At 58.9% G+C, this 19,706-nt stretch carries 17 protein-coding genes and 1 pseudogene; 8 read left to right on the forward strand and 10 right to left on the reverse strand.

The window, feature by feature from the left end:
• Positions 1–739: 739 nt before the first annotated feature.
• From AC1DWG_RS30110 to AC1DWG_RS30135, 6 genes are all read right to left on the reverse strand, one after another.
• Positions 740–1,483, reverse strand: a complete 744-nt coding sequence (locus AC1DWG_RS30110) for a hypothetical protein (RefSeq protein ID WP_477788752.1) — start codon at positions 1,481–1,483, stop codon at positions 740–742.
• Positions 1,484–1,885: 402 nt separating this feature from the next.
• Positions 1,886–2,635, reverse strand: coding sequence for a hypothetical protein (locus AC1DWG_RS30115; protein WP_477756540.1), 750 nt, complete (start codon positions 2,633–2,635; stop codon positions 1,886–1,888).
• 102 nt (positions 2,636–2,737) lie between these two features.
• Entirely contained in the window at positions 2,738–4,282 is a 1,545-nt protein-coding gene (locus AC1DWG_RS30120; RefSeq protein ID WP_477765521.1) for a DUF5666 domain-containing protein, read from the reverse strand.
• Positions 4,279–5,121, reverse strand: coding sequence for a DUF6502 family protein (locus tag AC1DWG_RS30125; protein WP_477760769.1), 843 nt, complete (start codon positions 5,119–5,121; stop codon positions 4,279–4,281). The genes AC1DWG_RS30120 and AC1DWG_RS30125 overlap by 4 nt, the downstream gene beginning before the upstream one ends.
• Before the next feature lie 131 nt (positions 5,122–5,252).
• Positions 5,253–5,807, reverse strand: a complete 555-nt coding sequence (locus AC1DWG_RS30130; RefSeq protein ID WP_477788753.1) for a hypothetical protein — start codon at positions 5,805–5,807, stop codon at positions 5,253–5,255.
• Between the two features lie 269 nt (positions 5,808–6,076).
• A complete protein-coding gene (locus AC1DWG_RS30135; protein ID WP_477757051.1) occupies positions 6,077–6,649 on the reverse strand; it encodes a hypothetical protein in 573 nt (190 codons plus the stop codon).
• Positions 6,650–6,985: 336 nt separating this feature from the next.
• Here AC1DWG_RS30135 and AC1DWG_RS30140 point away from each other — a divergent pair, with 336 nt between their 5' ends.
• The 4 genes from AC1DWG_RS30140 (at position 6,986) to AC1DWG_RS30155 (ending at position 13,099) form a co-directional block, all read left to right on the forward strand.
• Complete coding sequence (locus AC1DWG_RS30140) at positions 6,986–9,112, forward strand: TonB-dependent receptor family protein (protein ID WP_477760767.1); 2,127 nt, start codon at positions 6,986–6,988, stop codon at positions 9,110–9,112.
• An 87-nt stretch (positions 9,113–9,199) separates the two neighbouring features.
• Entirely contained in the window at positions 9,200–10,477 is a 1,278-nt protein-coding gene (locus AC1DWG_RS30145) for a flavohemoglobin expression-modulating QEGLA motif protein (protein ID WP_477760766.1), read from the forward strand.
• 160 nt (positions 10,478–10,637) lie between these two features.
• A complete protein-coding gene (locus tag AC1DWG_RS30150; RefSeq protein WP_477788754.1) occupies positions 10,638–12,155 on the forward strand; it encodes a DUF3300 domain-containing protein in 1,518 nt (505 codons plus the stop codon).
• A gap of 26 nt (positions 12,156–12,181) precedes the next feature.
• The gene (locus tag AC1DWG_RS30155) at positions 12,182–13,099 is read left to right on the forward strand and encodes a DUF2950 domain-containing protein (RefSeq protein ID WP_477765517.1); all 918 of its coding nucleotides are present in this window, start codon (positions 12,182–12,184) and stop codon (positions 13,097–13,099) included.
• A gap of 167 nt (positions 13,100–13,266) precedes the next feature.
• On the opposite strand, the gene AC1DWG_RS30160 is transcribed toward AC1DWG_RS30155, so the two are convergent.
• The 4 genes and pseudogenes from AC1DWG_RS30160 to AC1DWG_RS30175 all read right to left on the reverse strand — a co-directional run.
• A complete protein-coding gene (locus tag AC1DWG_RS30160) occupies positions 13,267–13,620 on the reverse strand; it encodes an SDR family NAD(P)-dependent oxidoreductase (protein WP_477788756.1) in 354 nt (117 codons plus the stop codon).
• Positions 13,621–13,645: 25 nt separating this feature from the next.
• Positions 13,646–14,173, reverse strand: a complete 528-nt coding sequence (locus AC1DWG_RS30165; protein WP_477765516.1) for a RidA family protein — start codon at positions 14,171–14,173, stop codon at positions 13,646–13,648.
• 75 nt (positions 14,174–14,248) lie between these two features.
• Positions 14,249–15,058, reverse strand: coding sequence for a class D beta-lactamase (gene blaOXA, locus AC1DWG_RS30170; protein WP_477788757.1), 810 nt, complete (start codon positions 15,056–15,058; stop codon positions 14,249–14,251).
• Positions 15,059–16,175: 1,117 nt separating this feature from the next.
• Positions 16,176–16,673 (reverse strand): annotated as a pseudogene (locus tag AC1DWG_RS30175) (GNAT family N-acetyltransferase); the annotation flags it as partial.
• A 161-nt stretch (positions 16,674–16,834) separates the two neighbouring features.
• Between AC1DWG_RS30175 and AC1DWG_RS30180 the strand changes: the two are divergent.
• The 4 genes from AC1DWG_RS30180 to AC1DWG_RS30195 form a co-directional block, all read left to right on the forward strand.
• A complete protein-coding gene (locus AC1DWG_RS30180) occupies positions 16,835–17,182 on the forward strand; it encodes a metalloregulator ArsR/SmtB family transcription factor (protein ID WP_477756832.1) in 348 nt (115 codons plus the stop codon).
• Positions 17,183–17,205: 23 nt separating this feature from the next.
• Positions 17,206–18,489: an arsenic transporter gene (locus tag AC1DWG_RS30185; protein WP_477760764.1), complete on the forward strand. Its 1,284-nt coding sequence runs from the start codon at positions 17,206–17,208 to the stop codon at positions 18,487–18,489.
• Between the two features lie 29 nt (positions 18,490–18,518).
• Positions 18,519–18,989 (forward strand): arsenate reductase ArsC, encoded by a 471-nt coding sequence (locus tag AC1DWG_RS30190; protein ID WP_477765515.1) that lies wholly within the window; start codon positions 18,519–18,521, stop codon positions 18,987–18,989.
• A 203-nt stretch (positions 18,990–19,192) separates the two neighbouring features.
• A partial coding sequence (locus AC1DWG_RS30195) for a hypothetical protein (RefSeq protein WP_477788755.1) occupies positions 19,193–19,706 on the forward strand: 514 nt, incomplete at its 3' end.

Raw genomic sequence — 19,706 nt, forward strand, 5'->3', positions numbered from 1 at the left:
ACCGAGGTGCGCATCTTACAGCGCATCTTTTCAATTTGCAACCTTAAAAGTTTCTGATTTTTCAACAAAATCAACTACTTAAGCCAAGAACAACATCAAGCTGCTCGTTAGCGGGAGGCGAATAGTACAGTATTAAAATACGTGGTCAACCCCTCCACCTGAAAATTCTTCTTCCTTACCAAAGCGCCCGGGGTTGCCACCATGAAAACCTCCAGCGTCTATATAAGGCATCGGGGCAGCAGAGAGCCCGGACCACGTCGTCACTGAAGCCCCCCCTGTTATTTCGTGGACGCCACCCATCACCCTCTCCCAGCGATAGCACTGTTCCAGGCCACCACATTCAATGACAGCGCCACACCCGTCCTGCTCGATCCGCCCCTGCCAACATACTCGTCGGCATTTCGGACCGTGCGGCAGATTTCAAAAAGAAGTCGCAAACCCCGCGACTATTCAGGGTTTGCGACTCATAGCCGATACGTCCCTCAAGCTCCCGGGACGTTTTCTTCGGATATGCCTGCCATGTTCATTGCGGAACGGGCGGGTTAGTTCTCTACCTCAACCACGTCGACATCCGGGGCATCAGGGGCGTCGGCCGCATCCTCTCTGGCTTCTTTCGCCTCGACTTTGGCATCCTCTCTGGCTTCTTTCGCTTCGACTTTGGCAGCCTCTCTGGCGTCTTTCGCCTCGACCTTGGCAGCCTCTCTGGCTTCTCTCGCCTCGACTTTGGCAGCGTTCGCCTCTACTTTGGCAGCGTTCCTGGCCGCATCTGCGGCAGCCCTGGCAGCATCTCTGGCTGCATCTGCTTCTGCCTTGGCGGCATCCCTGGCTGCATCTGCGCCCGGTACGCCAGCAGCTCTCGCAGCGTCTCTGGCTGCATCTGCTGCAGCTTTGGCAGCATCCCGGGCTGCATCCGCCTTGGCTCTGGCAGCATCCCTGGCTGCGTCCGCATCGTTTCTGGCAGCGTCCCTGGCCTCATCCGCGTCGTTTCTGGCTTCGTCTGCGGCTTCCCTGGCAGCGTCACCGGCGTCTTCTGCGGCTTCCCTGGCTGCATCTGCGGCGTTATCCGCATCGTTGTCATCGTCGTTGGCATGCGCTTTGCCCGGGCCTCTGTTCCCGGCCATGCCACCATGGTCATCGTCGTTGTCACGCGCATTGCCTGGGCCTCTGTTCCCGGCCATACCACCATGGTCAGCGTCGCCGCGCCCCGGGCCGCCATGACCGTCAGCGCCATGGCCTGCAGCACCATGATCGCCACCCTCTCCGTGGCCGTTGCCACCGTGACCGCCTCCGCCATCACCACCGTGGCCACCGCCTCCGGAGCCTCCACTGCCGGAACCACCGCCGCCACCGTGACCACCACCACCTCCGGAGCCTCCAGAGCCTCCGCTGCCGCCGCCTCCACTGCCGCCACCGTGACCACCACCGCCTCCGCCGCCACCGTGACCACCGCCGCCGCCTCCGCCGCTACCGCCATCTTTGGCATGCACGGTGGAGAAACTACTGATGTAATCAGGCACCAGGACAGTCGATGCCGACAGGACCCCGCCAATTGCCAGAGCCAACAAACATTTCTTGAGCAGCATGATGCACCTCCGCTTGGAGTTGCGTCGTCATCTCCGTATCGAACGCAATGTCCAGTGAGTTCCCGGCCGCCCATTGGAGCGGCCAGCCAACCGGCACGGCCATAAATCTGCAGCAATCAAGAGCAACTGCGGTATCCGCACGATCCCTCAGAGCCAGCCGGCATCGTTGCGTGGGAAATATTCCCACACCTAATAGATTAGTGCTGTCAGCCTGAGTGTCAACGACCGAACATCAGGACTAAAGCGCGCGCTGGCCTGGGCCGAGGCAGTGAAACGCATCAGTGCAGGGAAACAGGTGGATATCAGTAGGTGTGACTGAACAACAGTCCAGCCTCGCCATCCGGGCTGGCGTCGGAAAAACCCTTGACGGCATACAACTGAAACTTCCAGTTCTGATTGAGCTTGTGCGTGAGGAACAGGGTGAGCTCCTTGATCTGGTCGCCCGTGGAAACGACCTTTTGCCGCCAATCGTAGGACACGCCCGCCGCAGTGCGCGCGAACACGGGCATGGCGAAGCCCAGGCCGGCGAATATCGGGTTGTCGAAGTCGGAGCCCGACGGGTCGCCGAATTTTTTCCAGCCCAGAGTGGCGAACCCGGTCACAGGGCCGAAGGCTTTGGCGACGTCGACCTGGGCGGAGTAGTCGGTTTTGCCCGTGCCCAGGCACTTGTCTTCGTCGGCTGTGGGCAACTTGACCTTGCCGATCAGGTCCACGAACAGCCCGCCAACGCTGCCGTCAATCACCGCATAATCGGCACCGGCGACAGTGTCACCCAAACCGCTTTCCACTTTGCCGCAACCACCGGGCAACGGCTCGCCATCAGGGCCGACCGAAGGATTGGTGATGCGCAGCCAGGGCACAGTGAGCTTGTAGGTCATGGGGCCGGTCTGGTATTTGCCCACCAGTGGGACGTACCAGGTTTCAGAAGTTGTACCGGTGCCATAGTCGCCCCGAGAGTAGTCGGTTCCGATCGAGGTCGAGAAGGTATCGGCCAGGGCCGGCAAGGCCAGGCTGGCAAGCCAACCGACGAGCAGGATGCGCTTGGGGTCCATGTTCACCTCGTGTCTTGCGTCATCGAAGTTCACACGCATGCTTTGTTGCGTGACTTACCAAGCCTAGTTACTTATGACGATAGTGCATCATGACAGCACTGTTTAACCCGACCTGCCGGAGTGATCGACTTTTTCAACCGGTTCAACCTTCTCGACTTTCTCGACCTTTTCGACTTTCTCCACCTTCTCGACTTTTTCTGGTCGCTCTACTTTCTCGCCCTTCTCTGGGCGTTCGATTTTTTCGACTTGCTCTACCTTCTCGACTCTATCGACTTTGTCGACTTTGTCGGGTTGCTCGACCTTCTCGACACGCTCTGACTTGCCGGACCTGTCCACGCTTTCCCTCTGGTCGCCGCCGCCATGACTGTCATTGCCCCCGTGGCGAGTATCTTCGCCGACGCCGCCCTCGCTCCCGGAGCGGCCGCTCCTGTCACTGCCCGAGTTCCCGGAGCTGTTGGAGCCGCCCGAATTGCCCGAGCCACTTGAGTCGTCCGTTTTTTGCTCGCTGCCCCGGAGTCGCCCGTGTTGGTTGCTGGCTGGCGAATCGGAGCGCTCGCGGGGCAATTCGATACGCGTTGCCTGCACGTCCCGCGCACCGGTAAACACGCCGTTGACCCGCACGCGTCGGTCCAGCGCCATTTCTGAAGGCTGCACACCGACAAACACGGTGTCGTGCGCCAGCGTCACATTAAAGCCTCCAACCACCAAATGGCTGTCCTGCCGGCCCTGTACCAGGCCCTCGATCACTGCATTGTGTGCCCGGCCAATGAATGGCAGGCTCGGGTCGGGGCGGCTTTGGGTCACGTCCAGCTCGCGGCCGGACCACTGGCCGCGCACCAGCATTTCCTGCGCCGCGCCTGAATGATTGCTGAGTTTGAGCCCCTGGAGATAGCCGCTGCGATCCACCGAGCCGATGGCACTGGCTTCCTTGAGGCCCGGCGCCCGGTCGATGCGGCTGGCCACCACTTCGCCACGAGCATCGCGCAGCCCGCTGACCCGTACGGGATCACCCAGGCGCAGACCGGGAGCGACTTGAGCACCGCTGGCCAGGCGTACCGGTTGCCCCATGACGCGCATGGGCATGGATGCGCGCGGCAGGGCTGTCAAGGGGCCTTCGTAGGCGTGCAGGATAGAGATGCGCCCGGCCTCCAGACCTCGCCGGGAGTTGAACGCTTCCACGGCAACCACTTGGCCGACTGCCAGGTGGGTACTGGTGGTGGCAACGCCGTTCTCGCTGACAGGGACGTTGTTGTTGAAGTGCACTTCCACGCCATTGACGCAGATCGAGGCGAACCCGGTGATGGTGCCGACAATGCCGGTGCCACCGATCCCTCCGTTATCATTGCTGATGCCCGTGCCACCCACGCCGCCTGCAATGGCACCGGTACCGCCAATGCCGCCAGGGCGTTTTTTCAGCGGTGCACCGGTACCGCCAATCCCGCCGTTGTCGGTGTCGATGCCGGTACCGCCCATGCCGCCAGGCGCTGCGCCCGTGCCGCCGGTACCGCCCGGAGCCTGGATGACTGGCACTGCGCTGGTGCCCGCGTCATTCTGGCTGACACAGGCTGGGGCGGCTTGCAGCACAATCGGAAGCCCGAGGCCCAGAGTGAGGGCGATTGCACGAATCAGGCGCAAATTGACGGTCATGGCTTAGGGGCCGTTGGTGAATCGGGATCGGAAGCTTCAGTGTAGAAGTACAATCCGACCGTGATGCGCTGGCGTGGTTCAAGGCTGGGCAGGTCCCGGAACTCCAGTTCGGCGGCGAGTCGGTTGAAACTCAACAGGGCCTGCATTCCCTCGCTGGCAACGGCCTCGCGCAACGCCTCGACGCTCATCGGGGCCAGTGCGTCATAGTGCACGCTGCGTTCAAAAAAGGCCGGACCTTCACTGCTCAGGTTGTGTACCGCAGCGCAGGCATGATCGTGCAGGTTATGCCCCAGGTAAGCGGTTTTCTCATCGAAGCCCTTTTGTGGCACGAAAGCCTGGGCTTCGAGGTGCACGAGATCTTTTTCGTCAAGGCGCACGACCCCCAGACGCAGCCACTCGTCCAGCACCACCCGCGCCCTGATATCCGTGCTGATCTTCGCCACCAGGGCGTCAAAGGAGCGGTCGCCGCCGACACGGGCCAATCGAGGCAGTGGCAGTGGCTTACCGGCGTCGTTGCAGAAGGGCGCGTTGGCCCAGGCGTTGATCAGTTGCGCTCCGAACGTGATGTTTTCCGGAAGCGTGGAAGCAGCCGGGTCGCTGGTATTGCGCAAGCGTCGTACATCCTTGCGATGCACGCCGGTGAGCAGGCTGATGCGGCTGTCGGTCGGTGCCTTGTCGCCCAGACGGAACTCACGGTCCGCCACTTCGACGAAAACCTCCTTGAGCAGGTCGACAAACACCAGGTAGGTGACGCCTTTGCGCAGCATCAGGCGCACCAGCGGCCGCATGACATGTCGCAAGGCTTTGAGGAGCGAGGTGGGCAGCGTCGACGATTGCATTCAGCGAATTCCTGGATAGATAACCCCAGTATAGCTACGTGGGAAATAATCCCATGAACGCACGCGCGTATTTTTTTTCGCGCCTCGTGCAAAACCGGTCCCCAGGGTTTTGCATGAGGCCGCAAAACGCTTCAGATCCGGCTGTCGTCGTCGGGTTCACCGCCGACATGGACACCGCGGTCGTCACCAGGCTCACCGCCGACATGGACACCGCGGTCATCACCAGGCTCACCACCGACGTGGACGCCGTGGTCATCACCAGGCTCACCGCCAACGTGGACACCGTGATCATCACCAGGCTCACCGCGAGCGCGGTTGCCGTGGTCGTCACCTGCTTCGCCGCGAGCGTGGTTGCCGTGGTCGTCACCGGCTTCTGCATGGGTACCACCGCGACCGGAGTTCGAGGCTCCAGAACCGGCATGGCCTGAATTCCCATGGTCGCTGCCGCTGTGACCACTGTTGCCACCACTCCCACTGTTGCCGCCGTGGCCACTATTGCCACCATGACCGCCACCGCCACCACCGTTGCCGCCACCACCACCACCACCACCACCACCACCACCATCCTTGGCGTAGGCACTCGAGTCATGGGAGACGGAATCCGGTACCAAAACCATGGAAGCCGAAAGGACGCCACCAATTGCCAGTGCCAGTAATCCTCTCTTGAAAAGCAGGTAAGTGTTCATCGTGCATTCTCCTGGTGATTTACCGCGAGCAGTGTCAACGCAATACGCGTTGCAATCCGGAAGCGGCATTGGAGCAATCCGTCTGACTTACAGTTTCTCCTGAATTTATTGCGTGGGATTTTTTCCCACACATTGAAACTAGACCTTTCTGGCTCCGGGTCAACCGGCGCAGGAGAAAGCCGACCGACGGCTGGGGACACGGATGGGGATGGGGGGGTTGCCCATGCGGGGGTGACATGGGCTTGGATTTTGGCGTGCTTCGTCGATAGCTACCCCGGTACCGAGGATTTTTGCGCACCGACACTGCCCGCCCTACCGGCGACTGCAAGTGCCACGCAACAAGCCAGTAACGAGAATGCGGCGAATGCGCCCATCACATGCAGATAAGGCAACACGTGATTCCAGGCTCGAGCCACCCCCAGGAATGCGGCGAATAGCCAACCGCTCATGGAAAGCGCACCCAACAAGGCAAGCCGCGTGCGCCCTGCACTGCGCAGTGCGACGAATGGAGCCTTTTGCAGCAGCGGGAAACCAACTCGATGCAACAATGCACCGTTCAGGCTAAGCAGCGCGACGACAGTCACCTTGGCCCAGAGTTTCTGATTGAGCAGATACGCGTCGCCTTCATTGAGGTAACCCTGGAGCACCAGCAACAATCCGCTTGCCCAAAGGCCCAGCAGTGCGAGGCTGACGATCTTCCGGGTTTCATCAAGGTACTCGAGCCGCGCCTGGTCCAGTATTTCCTTGCGCCAGCTCCAAAGCTTGTGATCCGCCTGCAACACCCTCCCCAGGGCAATACACGTAGCGAGCAGATGACCGTATACGAGAAGCATTTTGAGCATTGCCTTGACCTTATTATTGTTTGGGCGCTGCGTTCCCTGCTTCGCTGAATTGAAAACGAATGATACAAATTAGCAGTTGCGTTTTCAAGACAAGCGCCTAATAACATGTGCCGAAACCGACCTCCATACAACTTTCGTCGTATTTGGAAACAGTCATTCCTGTGGCAGATGAATGCCGCATCCCCCCTCATCGTCGGAATGCTGTAAACCGTTGTAGCGCTGCATCGCGGCCGTCCTGCCCTTGGCGTGCAAAAAGCAAGATTGCCATGTGCTCCCTTCGTTCTTTCTTGCGTCGCACTGTTCTTTGCCCGTTCCTGTACATCTGGAGTTTCCCCCATGCCCCCGCCTGAATACTTGCCCGCTGCGCTGCTGGGCCTGGCCCTTGTTTGTCCGGCCATGGCCGAGGCCCAGAGCCTGGAGCTGGGGCAAGTGCTGATCGGGGCTGAGGACCAGAGCGACGAAGACCAGGGGATCGAGGACGCCATGGCGCGGCTGGCCCAGGTGCCCGGCGGCACCAATGTGGTCGACATGCGTCGCCCGTTGCAGGGCCGCGTGGCCAGCAATCAGGATGTGCTGGCTTACCAGCCGGGGATCTACGCCCAGTCGGCGGGCAACGAAGGGGTGAAGATCTCGATCCGCGGATCAGGCATCAACCGTGCACCCGGCGCCCATGCCTCGGGGCTGTACACCATGCTCGACGGTCTGCCGCTGACCGGCCCCGGCGGCACGCCCTATGAATTGCTGGAACCGCTGTGGCTCGACCATGTGGAAGTGCTGCGCGGCGCCAACGGGTTCGACCGGGGCGCCCTGGCGTTGGGCGGGGCCATCGATTACGTCAGCCACACTGGCTACGACTCGCCGCTGCTGCAGGTGCGCTACGCAACGGGCAGCCACGGCTACCTCCAGCGCCAGGTCAGTTCCGGGCAAGTGCTCGGCGACTTCGATTACTACCTGGCCATGACCGATGCCAACGCCGACGGCTACCAGGACCACACGGCCAGTGAGAGCCAGGGTGTCATCGCCAACTTCGGTTATCGCTTCAACCCCAACCTGGAAACACGCTTCTACCTGCGCCACCGCCAGACCGACAACGACCTCGCGGGGCGCGTGACCAAGCACTCCATCGAGCATGACCCACGGGCGGCCAACCCTGCCTACGTGGTGCGGGACGACCGCCGCGATGAGCCGGGCAGCACCTTTATCGGCAACAAGACCACCTGGTACATCGATGACGATTCGAGCATCCAGACCGGTCTTGTCTACCACGACTACCCGATGGATTTGCGTGAGGGTCCCAACCGCCTGCAGGTGGCGTACACGGACGTCAGCGGCACGTTCGACTACAAGCGTCGCGACACGCTGTGGGGCCTGCAAAGCCAAAGCACGCTGGGCCTGCGAGTGACCAGACACCTGCCCAACTCAGGTGCCAGCGAGTTCGTGCGCATCCCCACCGGCAACACCGCCGGTTACGCACCGGGCACGCTGATTCGCAACTTCACCTACCAGGGCTCGGACACCGTCCTGCATGTGGGCAATGACCTGGAAATCGCCGACGACCTGTGGCTGACCACCGGCCTCGCTGCCATCTACACCCGCCGTGAAAGCGATGTCACCTACCCGCAAAGTGGTGGCAAGACCAGCCTGCACGACTGGGACTATGCCCCGCGCGTGGGCCTGCGTTATCAACTGACACCTGACCTGCAACTGTTCGGCAATCTCAGTCGCTCGGTCGAGGCACCGCACCCGTGGTCGCTGATCTATAGCTCCAGCATTCGATTCCCGGCAGGCAGTGGCCCCGCCACAGGCGCCCAGCGTGATCCGGTCAAGCTGCAAAACCAGACCGCCACCACCCTGGAAATCGGCGGCCGCGGTGACAGCACGTTGGGGCAGTGGAGCCTGGCCTGGTACTACGCCCAAGTGCGCCATGAACTGCTGTCGGTGTTACCGGATGCCAACGCCACCACCCCCTACGAACTCAACGCCAGCCCCACCGTGCACCAGGGCGTGGAAGCCAGCCTGCTGAGCCCTCTTTGGTCGCCGGACGATGGCGGCCAATTAAGCCTGCGCCAGAGCTACACCTTCAGTGACTTCCACTACCGCGACGATGACCACTTCGGCGACAACCGCCTGCCGGGCCTGCCGATGCACTATTACCAGGGCGAACTGCGCTACGACTGGCCGCAAGGCTTTTTTGCCGCGTTCAACACGCAATGGGCATCCAAGGTGGCGGTCGATTATGCCAACAGCTACTACGCCGATCCCTACGCAATCTTCGGTGCGACACTGGGCTACAACGCGCCCAAGGGCGACTGGCAAACCTGGCTGGACCTGCGCAACCTGACCGACAAGCACTATGCCGCCACGGTCACACCGGGCTACGACGACAAAGGGCTGGACGCGGCACGCTCCACGCCCGGCGAGGGGATGGCGATGTACGTCGGGGTGTCGTGGAGCCTGCTCTGAGGCCGCGTACCTGTCTTCGCAAACGCACGTAACCGCGCGCGACGACTAAGCTTTAGTAACGTAATTTCGTCCCTCAAGGAGCTATCCATGAGCGCCGCCGCCCTGTCCGAACTCGATGCCACCCTGCCCGGTCTGACCCGCAAGATCCGCGTGCTGGATGCCCTGTCCTGGCCGGATGGGGTCGAGGAAGACTTCCTGGCGAAATGGCGCAGCGGGCGTGCGGAGTTACCCGATGTCGAGCTGCAGCCCCGCGACCACAGCGCTGACATCGCCGCCCTTGAATCCTTTATCAGCCGCTGCGATGTGGGGCATCCGGCCGGGAACTTCCTCGCCATGACCGCCCGCAGCTATGCCACCGCCGGGCACATGCTGGGGGCCATTGGCACTCCCGCCTTTACGCAATATTCGTCAGCGCTGTACCGGCGCCCGGATTTCTATTACTCGCGCCTGCAACTGAGCATGCTCGACGCGGCCCGCTTCTTTCTCAAGACCACTGACGCCCTGCTGGGCGGTGCGCGAATTCTACCGAGCCCGGCCGAGATTCCGGCCAAGGCATTCGCCGCCTGGATACAACCGGAACTGGACCGTTTCTTCGGCGTCGGACAGATCACAGTCGTGCTCGATCCGAACCTGGCCGCCAAGGCCATCGCCGGATCGAGCCGCATTCGCCTGCGGGCCAGCGCGCTGTTCTCGGAGCTGGACAAGAACCAGCTGTTGCAACACGAGGCCTTCGTGCATGTCGCCACGGCACAAAACGGCGCGCGACAGCCCAACCTCATAAGCCTGGGCCTGGGGGCGCCCCGCACGACCCAGACCCAGGAAGGCATTGCCACCCTGGCCGAACTGTTCACCGGCAGCATGGACATCAATCGTTTGCGTCGTCTGGCCCTGCGCGTGCTCGCCGTCCAGCAGGCGCTGGAGGGTGCCGACTTCATCCAGGTGTTCGAAGGCTTTCTGGCGGCCGGGCAGTCGCAGGAGGAGTCCTTCCGCTCCACCCAACGGGTGTTTCGCGGCGCCAACCTGCGGGGCGGTTCGGCGTTCACCAAGGATGCCGCTTACCTGACCGGATTGCTCGGCGTCCACACCCTGCTGCGCATTGCAATCCGCGATAACCGGCCGGAACTGGTGGGGCATTTGTTTGCCGGGCGCCTCAGCCTGGCTGACACCGTGCGCCTGGCGCCCCTGTTCGAGTCCGGCTGGCTCAAGGGCCCGGTCTATCTTCCGGCCTGGGCCTCTGACCTGCGTCTACTGGCGGCCAATCTGGCTTTCTCGGCGTTCATCGCCCAGATCAAGCTGGACGTGCTGGACCTGGAGGTGTTCATGGCATTCGCCGAAGAACACGAAAGCGATGCCAGCGCCCAGTGACCAGGGTGACACCGTTTTAAAGGCAACCTTGATTTTTGAAATGAACTGCTACCCTTAGGAAGCGGCAACGAAGCTGGACTCTGTGGCTTGCAAAGTCAGCTTTCACCTCTGCTGCATCGACTCACTCATTTCAAGCCTGCCTGACCACATAGGGGGTGCAATGCGCATTCCATTTTTTTACGCGTTGTCAGCCGTACTGTTTTTGAGTGGGTCTTCCTGCCTGGCACAGACTGCAGATGCGACCGCCGCCGCACCGGCACCCGCTACCGATACAGTGCCCGTCACCGCGCCTGCCAAAGATCCCGTGTTTACCCAGGAACAGCTGGATCAGATGCTGGCGCCCATTGCGCTTTACCCGGACCCACTGTTTGCACAGGTACTGATGGCCACCACCTACCCCGGGGAAGTCGGCGAGGCGGTCATCTGGTCCAAAGCGCACCCGGACGCCAAGGGTGACGATGCGGTCAAAAAGGTGGCGAACCAGCCCTGGGATCCGAGCGTGCAGGCACTGGTCGCCTTCCCGCAGGTTCTGGCAACGCTGGGACAGGATCCCGTCTGGGTCCAACGCCTGGGTGATGCCTTCCTGGCGCAGCCCGACGATGTCATGGAAAGCGCGCAACGCTTGCGTCGCCAGGCACAGGCAGCCGGCAATCTGCAGAGCAACCAATATCAGAACGTGACGATCCAGAATGTCGCGGCGCCAGCACCGGCGACCACGACTGCGGCACCGGCCCCTGAATCGGCCCCGGCCAGCAACTCCACCATCATCATTCAGCCTGCCGATCCGCAGGTGGTGTACGTCCCCACGTATAACCCGACAACCACCTACGGCACCTGGCCCTACCCGGCGTCGCCGCCTGCGTACTATCCACCGCCACCGGCCTATTACCCTGGTCAGGCCCTGATGGCCGGACTCGCGTTTGGCGCTGGTGTGGCGATCGTAGGATCGTTGTGGGGTGAATGTGACTGGGGCAATAACGACGTCGACATCGACGTCAATCGTTACAACAACATCAACGGCAACAACCGGATCACCAACAACAAATGGCAACACAACCCGGTGCACCGCAATGGCGTGCCCTATCGAGACAGTGCGAGCCGCTCACAGTACGGTCGGCAACTGAACGGCGCCAGTCAGCGTGAGGCCTATCGCGGGGACAATACCCAACGCGCCCAGGCCCGTGAAAATGCCCGCACCTCAATGGACAAGCACGGTATCGAACGACCTGCCACCAGCAACCGCGAAGCCCGTGATCAAACGCGCCAACTCCAGTCCGCAACCGTGGGCGGAGATCGGCTACAGGCCGGTGCAGACAGGCCAAAGGCGGCTGACAGAGGCCAGGGCCCGGCCAGAAACACCCGGGAGAATCAGCAACTCCGCAAACAGGCCTCTCAAGTCAATCAGCAACCCAGGGACCAGAGCGCTCAGCTGAATCAGCGCAGAGAGGGCCAGGCGCAGACGCGTCAAACGGCGAATCAACGGCCGGCCGCCAGTACCGGCAGTGCCCGCAACAACGCCTTCGCCGGTGCACGTTCACCGTCCCAGGCCAACGTCCAGGCCAATCGTGGCCGGGCCAGCCAGGCATCCGCCCAACGCCCAAGTGCCGCGCGATCGGCCGGTCACCAGGTCAGTCGGCCGTCCAATCCACCAGCGCGTCAAAGGGGGGGTCGTCGTTGAAAAACCAACCTCGAGTGAAGGGACTCATGGGCTTGCTCCCTCATGTCCTTGCGATAGCTGCCGGCTTGTTGTGGTCGTGCATGGCGACGGCGCAGCAGGCCTTTCCAACGCCAGAAAAAGCCGCTGAAGCCTTTGTCGAAGCACTGGGCACGGAACACTCCGACCAGGCACGCCTGACGGAGCTGCTGGGCAGTGACTGGCACAGTTACATCCCGCGTGAAGGCGTGCAGCGCGAAGATGTGGATGCGTTTTTGCAGCAATACCGCGAGCAACATCACATAGAAAACTCCAGCGAGCGCAAGGCAGTCCTTGCGGTCGGCAGCAAGAACTGGACACTGCCCATCCCCATGACAAAAGACGCGAACGGTTGGCGCTTCGACCTGAAGGCCGGCAGTGCCGAGATCCGTGCCCGTCAAATCGGCCGCAACGAACTGGCCGCGGTGCAATCGGTGCTGGCCTATCACGACGCCCAGATGGACTATGCGTCAGTCGATCGAGACGGTGATGGCGCACTCGAGTACGCGCAGAAAATCTTCAGCACCCCCGGCAAGCACGATGGACTCTACTGGGCGGAAGACGACAGCGGCCAGATCAGCCCGCTGGGGCCTTCATTCGGCAAAGCCATTGCCGACGAAGAGTGGCATGGTTACCGCTTCCGCATCCTTGATGGCCAGGGCCCTTCGGCGCCGGGTGGCACCTACAGCTACCTCATCGGTGACAAGATGAGCCGGGGCTTTGCCCTGATCGCCTGGCCGGCGAAATACGATGACACCGGCGTGATGAGTTTCATGATCAGTCATGAAGGACAGGTGTTCGAGAAAGACCTGGGGCCAGGTGGTGAAAAACTGGCGAAATCGATGAAGCGTTTTGATCCGGATGACAGCTGGAAAGAGGTGGCTGAAGATCAAGCGCCATTTGTCACATTTACAACGGGCGGCGGATAAAATCCGCCTGAAAGGCGGAGCTGYGCCGCAAATCAGCAAAATGAAAAATAACACTCCAATCTAAGCAATCACACATCAGACACAAGACAAACTATAGCTGACAGACATCGTATCGCATCGCCTCCCGTCGCCACAAACTACAACTGAGTTCCCCAAACGCCATAAAACTATAGATGCGCCGTTTCCCGCGCTAAAATCATTGAAACAACATTTATTGCTTGCATAGATGAAGCCTGACCAACCACCAATACTCTCGCGGAGTTAACCAATATGTCGACAGAAGGATTCTCACTGAGGAGTTTCACCATTTCTTTATCTATTGCCTCAGGATCCTTCATGTCGACTGCATGAGTCTTTACGAGAGTTTCCGGGTAGCCCGAAACCATTCTTGAGCGTGCGAGCTTTAGACTTTCAAGATCTCTGGATAGTAATATCAAGCCCATGCCACGAGATGCAAAATATTGTGCCACCGCAAAACCTATTCCGCGACTCCCTCCAATGACCAATACGCACTTTTTCACACTCAAGGCTTATATGTTTCGCTATTTACAAGGTCTTTTGGCGCAAAGCCACCGCTTCGATCTCTACTCGCCACGCGTCATTGGGTAACCCAGCAATTTTCAGTACGGAGCGAGCGGGTACATTGGGCTGATCTTTTGTTCCGAAAAACTGCGCATAACCTTCCATGAAGCCCTCCATATCCATTTTGTTATTCTTGGCCGGGTCACCCACCAAAAACACTTGTAGTTTGACCACATCGCCCAGTCCCAGCCCAATATCGTTCAGACTTTTCTCTATCGCTTTAAAAACTGCAATCGTCTGCCCTTTTGTGTCCCCACCATAAGCGAGCGGGCTAGTGATACTCTGGCGAGGATCTTGCACCGGAGGAAGCTTCCCCGACAGGTATATCGTTGAAAAGGAACCAGGTACTTCAACGGCAGCGGCGACAGGAATAGTTGAGTTAGCGACGCGGTGACGAACAACCCCCTCCTGCGCAGCTTGTGCAGCGTTCACGGTGAAAAAAGACATGAGACACAAAATAGCCAGTGGCCTTTTACCCAGTAATTTCGGCATAAAACAACCTCCATCATCAGTTCAGTGTGATTTTATATAAGATGACATCCCTGTCATCGCTTACGAAAAAATCAGTTATTGAGTGACAACCGCTTGAGCGGAAGGTAATGCCCCAACCGCCTTCAATAGCATCCTGCCAATTTCTTCTCTTTTGGGAGCATCGGCCATTCTATTAGGCGTGTCGATATTCAAAGCAAAGAAAACCGGGCCTGTTGGCCATTCTATCCAGCCGACCCACCAACCTACTTGGCTCCCAAGCCCGGTTTTAGCGCGAATAATCCATTCACGCCCTGCTTCAATCACCATGATGTCTTTTGTCAAAAATTGGTGCTCAACCTTGAAAGGCAGTTCATTCCTATAAAGCTTTTCAAGAAAATCGATCTGCTCCTGCGCTGAAACTTCCAGCCCACCGTCAACCCAGTAATCACGCTTTTTTACGCTTGCATCTTGATTTCCGTAGCTTATACTTTGCAAGTAACTTGTTGCTTTGTCCTTGCCGATTTCTTTTGCAAACCCACGATACACCCACAAGGCGGAGTGCCTCATCGCAGATCTTAAATTTTGGTCTGCATTATGGGAAAGAATTTCGTGTTTCTCTCCGTCCCATTTAAAGACCTGAAACTCATCATGAACAACGCCAGAATCAAGAGCGAATAGCGTATGAGGTATTTTAAAAGTTGAAGCGGGTGTAAAACGCTCTATCGAGCGCTCCTTGTTGTAGATGAATGTTTTACTTTGATTGCCCCGTTCATCTTTGACAATAATAGTGCCATTAGTGTTGAATTTATCAAAGACACTTTTCCAGCCCTTCTCCTCAACAACACTACCTTTAGCACCCGCCAACACCCCGCTTGAAAAAGTCGCAAGACAAGCAGCCAACAACAAAAATTTTGAAGATTTTTTTATACACACCACTCTTCACTCCACTCCATAGATTTTTTAAATACAAAAACATTGGTTATTGCACTAGCGCAACGGGAAGTTTGTATCAAGATACGTCTCGCGCGCACGGAGTTGAGGTGCGCAAACAGTTGCCGTGAGAAAAACCGCAGTCAAGGAGCGCCTATTGACACCCACCAAGGGGTGGGGTCGCAAGGTCTTTTTTTGAACCAAGAGACGTGAAATAACTCTCTGAGAATCTCATGTCGATTCAGCGTCTATCCGCTCAATCCCGGATTTCAACTCAACAAATTCGCAAAACCCTCAAACGATTGAAGACACCTCAGCTTGAATTCGAGGACCGTGCCCTTCGTCGTCATCTTATAAATACCCAAACTAGTCGTTCGATCATCGAATGGGTTATTCGCGTTGGCCAACAGCGAGATAAAACAGCATCTGCCCGCCGCCCCCCCCTTTAGCCCGATACACTCCACCCCCCAGAAAATTGGTACCCACCCACGTGGTAGCAGAGTTTCCCGGTATATGTGAGAGCGTGGTACGCCACTTGATAAAGGCGCGGTTACTTACCTATATGCGGCGAAAATGCAAAGGATGCGAGTACCTTACTGACAATAATAGTGCTCGAAAAAAATCAAAAATAAATACGTGAGTGTAACCGAAGCTAAAAAATGATTGGGCTGCAGCTGCAGCCGCACATCGATAGTTAAAACGCTTGCAGCATTTGGCATTTCACCAGTCACTGACCCAGGAATCGATGACCTCCCTTCGAATTTTTACTTAAGAGAAAAAGTATTAATACAGGCCAGTACCGCTGAGCAGCTACAGCGAGAAAAAATAGGGGATATACGATACTGGAAGCGGCAAAGAAGCTGCATATCTCAGCGTCGACGGTTCTATTATGGTAAAAGCTGGCTTACTCAAAATCGTCGTTCAAAGGTTTCCAGACAATCGTCTGCTCAGAAAGCGTTGCATTGACAAATGCTACCTAAATCAAGGATTGACCTTACGGACAAAAATGACAAATGGGGTCAAGCGCAGCAGGAGTGACCGGGGTGTCACCAACCTGCTGCCGACGCTCTGAATCGCTGAGGGATCTTATCTGGATCAACAGGACGAATCGGTCTTCGTTGCCCGTATTTTCGTTACAGGAGGGTTGTTCCAGTTGGAATCCGCAACGATCAAGGACTTTTCTCGAGCCCACGTTTTCCTTGTAGGCAAAGGCAACCAGTTGCGTAAGCCCCCAGCGCGTCTTTGCTTCCTGTATCAGATGCCTCAGCGCCAGCGTGGCCAGCCCCTGCCCGCACGCGCGCTGATCAATCCGATAGCCGACTTGCGCAGAACCCGTCGATGAGTCGATGCTTTTCAGATTGGCTCGCCCCACGATTCTCTGACTGGAATCCTCGATGACAAACGGGTGCCAGGCGCCATTGGCAAAATCGGACAAATAGCTTTCGATATGATCGGCGACACCCTGCAACGAGTAAAAAGCAGGGTCGCGCGCATCAATATGGGATTCGAACCATTCACGGTTATGGACTTCGAATGCCAGCAACGCTTGAGCGTCAGTCTTTTTCAGCTCGCGAACGCTAAACGATTCCATTCATCACCTCTCCTGAGTCTTGTGCCGAAAGGGCCCAAGTTTATCTCATACCTGAGCAACCTTGCCGGGCTGAGCAATCCCCCCCTCTCGAATCCGAGCGGCTTGTACGAAGCATATGGATAAACGTATATTCATATAACCATATGTATCGAGCCACGCCAATGCTCAACCCTGCCGCTGTATTCAAATGCCTGTCCGACGAAACCCGCGTCCGGGCCACCTTGCTCATCACTCGTGAAGGCGAGTTATGTGTTTGTGAGCTGGTCTGCGCCCTCGACGACAGCCAGCCTAAAATTTCCCGCCACCTTGCACAGCTGCGCGGGTGTGGCCTGCTTCTCGACCGCCGCCAAGGGCAATGGGTGTATTACCGGCTTAACCCCGATTTGCCCGCGTGGGTTCGCGACGTTCTCGAGGCGACGTTGCGGGCAAACGCCGACTGGCTTGCGCAAAACAGCACTCGCCTTGCCGCGATGGGCGACCGTCCGCTGAACACTTCCGCCTGCTGCTGACCCTTCATTCATCGAGACTCTGCATGTTCACTGCATTTAGCATTTTCCTGCTCACCATGGTCCTGGTCATCTGGCAACCCAAGGGGCTGGGCGTCGGCTGGAGCGCCTCCCTGGGTGCCATTCTGGCCCTGCTTGCAGGCGTCGTGACGCTGGACGATATTCCACTGGTGTGGAGCATTGTCTGGAACGCCACCGCGACGTTCATCTCGCTCATCATCATCAGTCTGTTGCTCGATGAGGCAGGCTTCTTCCAGTGGGCCGCCTTGCATGTGGCGCGCTGGGCCAAGGGTGACGGGCGTCGCCTGTTCGTATTCACGATACTGCTGGGGGCCGGCGTATCCGCTCTGTTTGCCAACGACGGTGCAGCCCTGATTCTGACCCCCATCGTCGTTTCAATACTGTTCGCATTGCGTTTTTCGCCAGCGTCTACCCTGGCGTTCGTCATGGCGGCCGGTTTCATTGCCGACACGGCGAGCTTGCCCCTGGTGGTGTCCAACCTCGTCAACATCGTTTCGGCCGACTACTTCGACCTGGGTTTCAGCGAATACGCCGCCATCATGGTGCCGGTCAATGTCGTTGCCGTGGCAACCACGCTCGTGGTGCTGTACCGGTTTTTCCGGCGTGACATTCCCCGGCACTACTCTCTCGATGACGTGCTGGATCCGCGACGCGCCGTGCGTGATCCCCTGACCTTCCGCGTCGGCTGGATGGTTCTGGGTCTGTTGTTGATCGGGTTGTTTGCGCTGGAACCCTTGGGCATTCCAGTCAGTGCAATCGCAGCGGTCTGTGCCGCGATGCTGTTCGCTGTGGCTGCGCGTGGGCATGTGATTTCAACGCGACGGGTGCTGCGTGAAGCGCCCTGGCAGGTGGTGATCTTTTCGCTGGGCATGTACCTGGTGGTGTACGGGCTGAAAAATGCCGGGCTGACCACCTACATGACAATGGCGCTGAACCACATGGCCGAATTCGGCATCTGGGGCGCAGCATTGGGCACCGGTCTGCTCACGGCTTTGCTGTCATCGGGGATGAACAACATGCCTACGGTGTTGGTGGGCGCACTGTCGATTCAAGCCAGTGACGCCACCGGCGTGGTCCGTGAAGCCATGATCTACGCCAATGTCATCGGCTCTGATCTGGGCCCCAAGATCACCCCCATCGGCAGTCTGGCCACCCTGCTCTGGCTGCATGTTCTGGAGCGCAAGGGTATCCGCATTACCTGGGGTTACTACTTCAGGGTCGGCGTGGTTCTGACGCTGCCGATTCTGCTCATCACCTTGTCTGCCCTGGCCTTGCGCCTGAGCGTTTAGCCCCTGGGCGACTGCAAAGAGGAATCACCATGCGTGTTCTGTTTATGTGTACCGCCAACAGCTGCCGCAGCATCCTGTCCGAAGCCATGTTCAACCATCTCGCCCCGGAAGGCTTTCAGGCGATCAGTGCCGGCAGCTTCCCCAAGGGACAGGTGCTGCCCCGCAGCCTGAGCACCTTGCAAGAGGCCGGCATTGCCATCGGCGGCTTGAGCAGCAAAGGCAATGACGCATTCGAAGCCAACCCGCCAGACATCGTCATTACAGTCTGCGACAAGGCTGCCGGTGAGGCGTGCCCCGTGTACTTCGGACCGGCATTGAAAGCCCATTGGGGCCTGGAAGACCCATCGGACATAACGGGCGATGAAGCAACGGTATCGGCGGCGTTCCACTCTACCCTGGCGCGCATCGAAACACGCTGCCGGGCATTTCTGGACCTGCCGTTTGCACAACTTGACCGCGATGCGCTGAAGCGCGAACTCGACCGCATCGGCACGCTGTAACCGGAGCCCTCGTCATCTGCTACCGGGTCGGGTATTGGTCGCTCAAGACCAAGCCAGACTCATTCAACTGACACTGCTGCCAGTTTCTGACCGCGCGACACGATTTCGAAAAAAAGTCGCAAACCCCACGACGCTTCAGGGCTTGCGACTCTTTGCCAATACGTCCCTCAAGCTCCCGGGACGTTTTCTACGGTATGCCTGCCATGTTCATTGCCGAACGTGCAGGTTTAGTTCTCCACCTCAACCGCGTCGAAATCCGGGGCGTCGGCCACATCCTTTCTGGCTGCGTTCGCCTCTACTTTGGCAGCGTTCCTGGCTGCATCTGCGTCGGCCTTGGCGGCGTCCCGGGCTGCATCTGCCGCGGCCCTGGCAGCGTCCCGGGCTGCATCTGCGTCCGGTACGCCAGCAGCTTTTGCAGCATCCCGGGCTGCATCTGCATCAGCCCTTGCAGCGTCCCGGGCTACATCTGCGTCGTTTCTGGCTGCGTCCCTGGCATCTTCTGCGGCCTCCCTGGCTGCATCTGCGGCGTTATCCGCATCGTTGTCATCGTCGTTGGCATGCGCTTTGCCCGGGCCTCTGTTCCCGGCCATGCCACCATGGTCATCGTCGTTGTCACGCGCATTGCCTGGGCCTCTGTTCCCGGCCATACCACCATGGTCAGCGTCGCCGCGCCCCGGGCCGCCATGACCGTCAGCGCCATGGCCTGCAGCACCATGA

This window comes from Pseudomonas sp. P4_B3 (genome assembly GCF_056402295.1).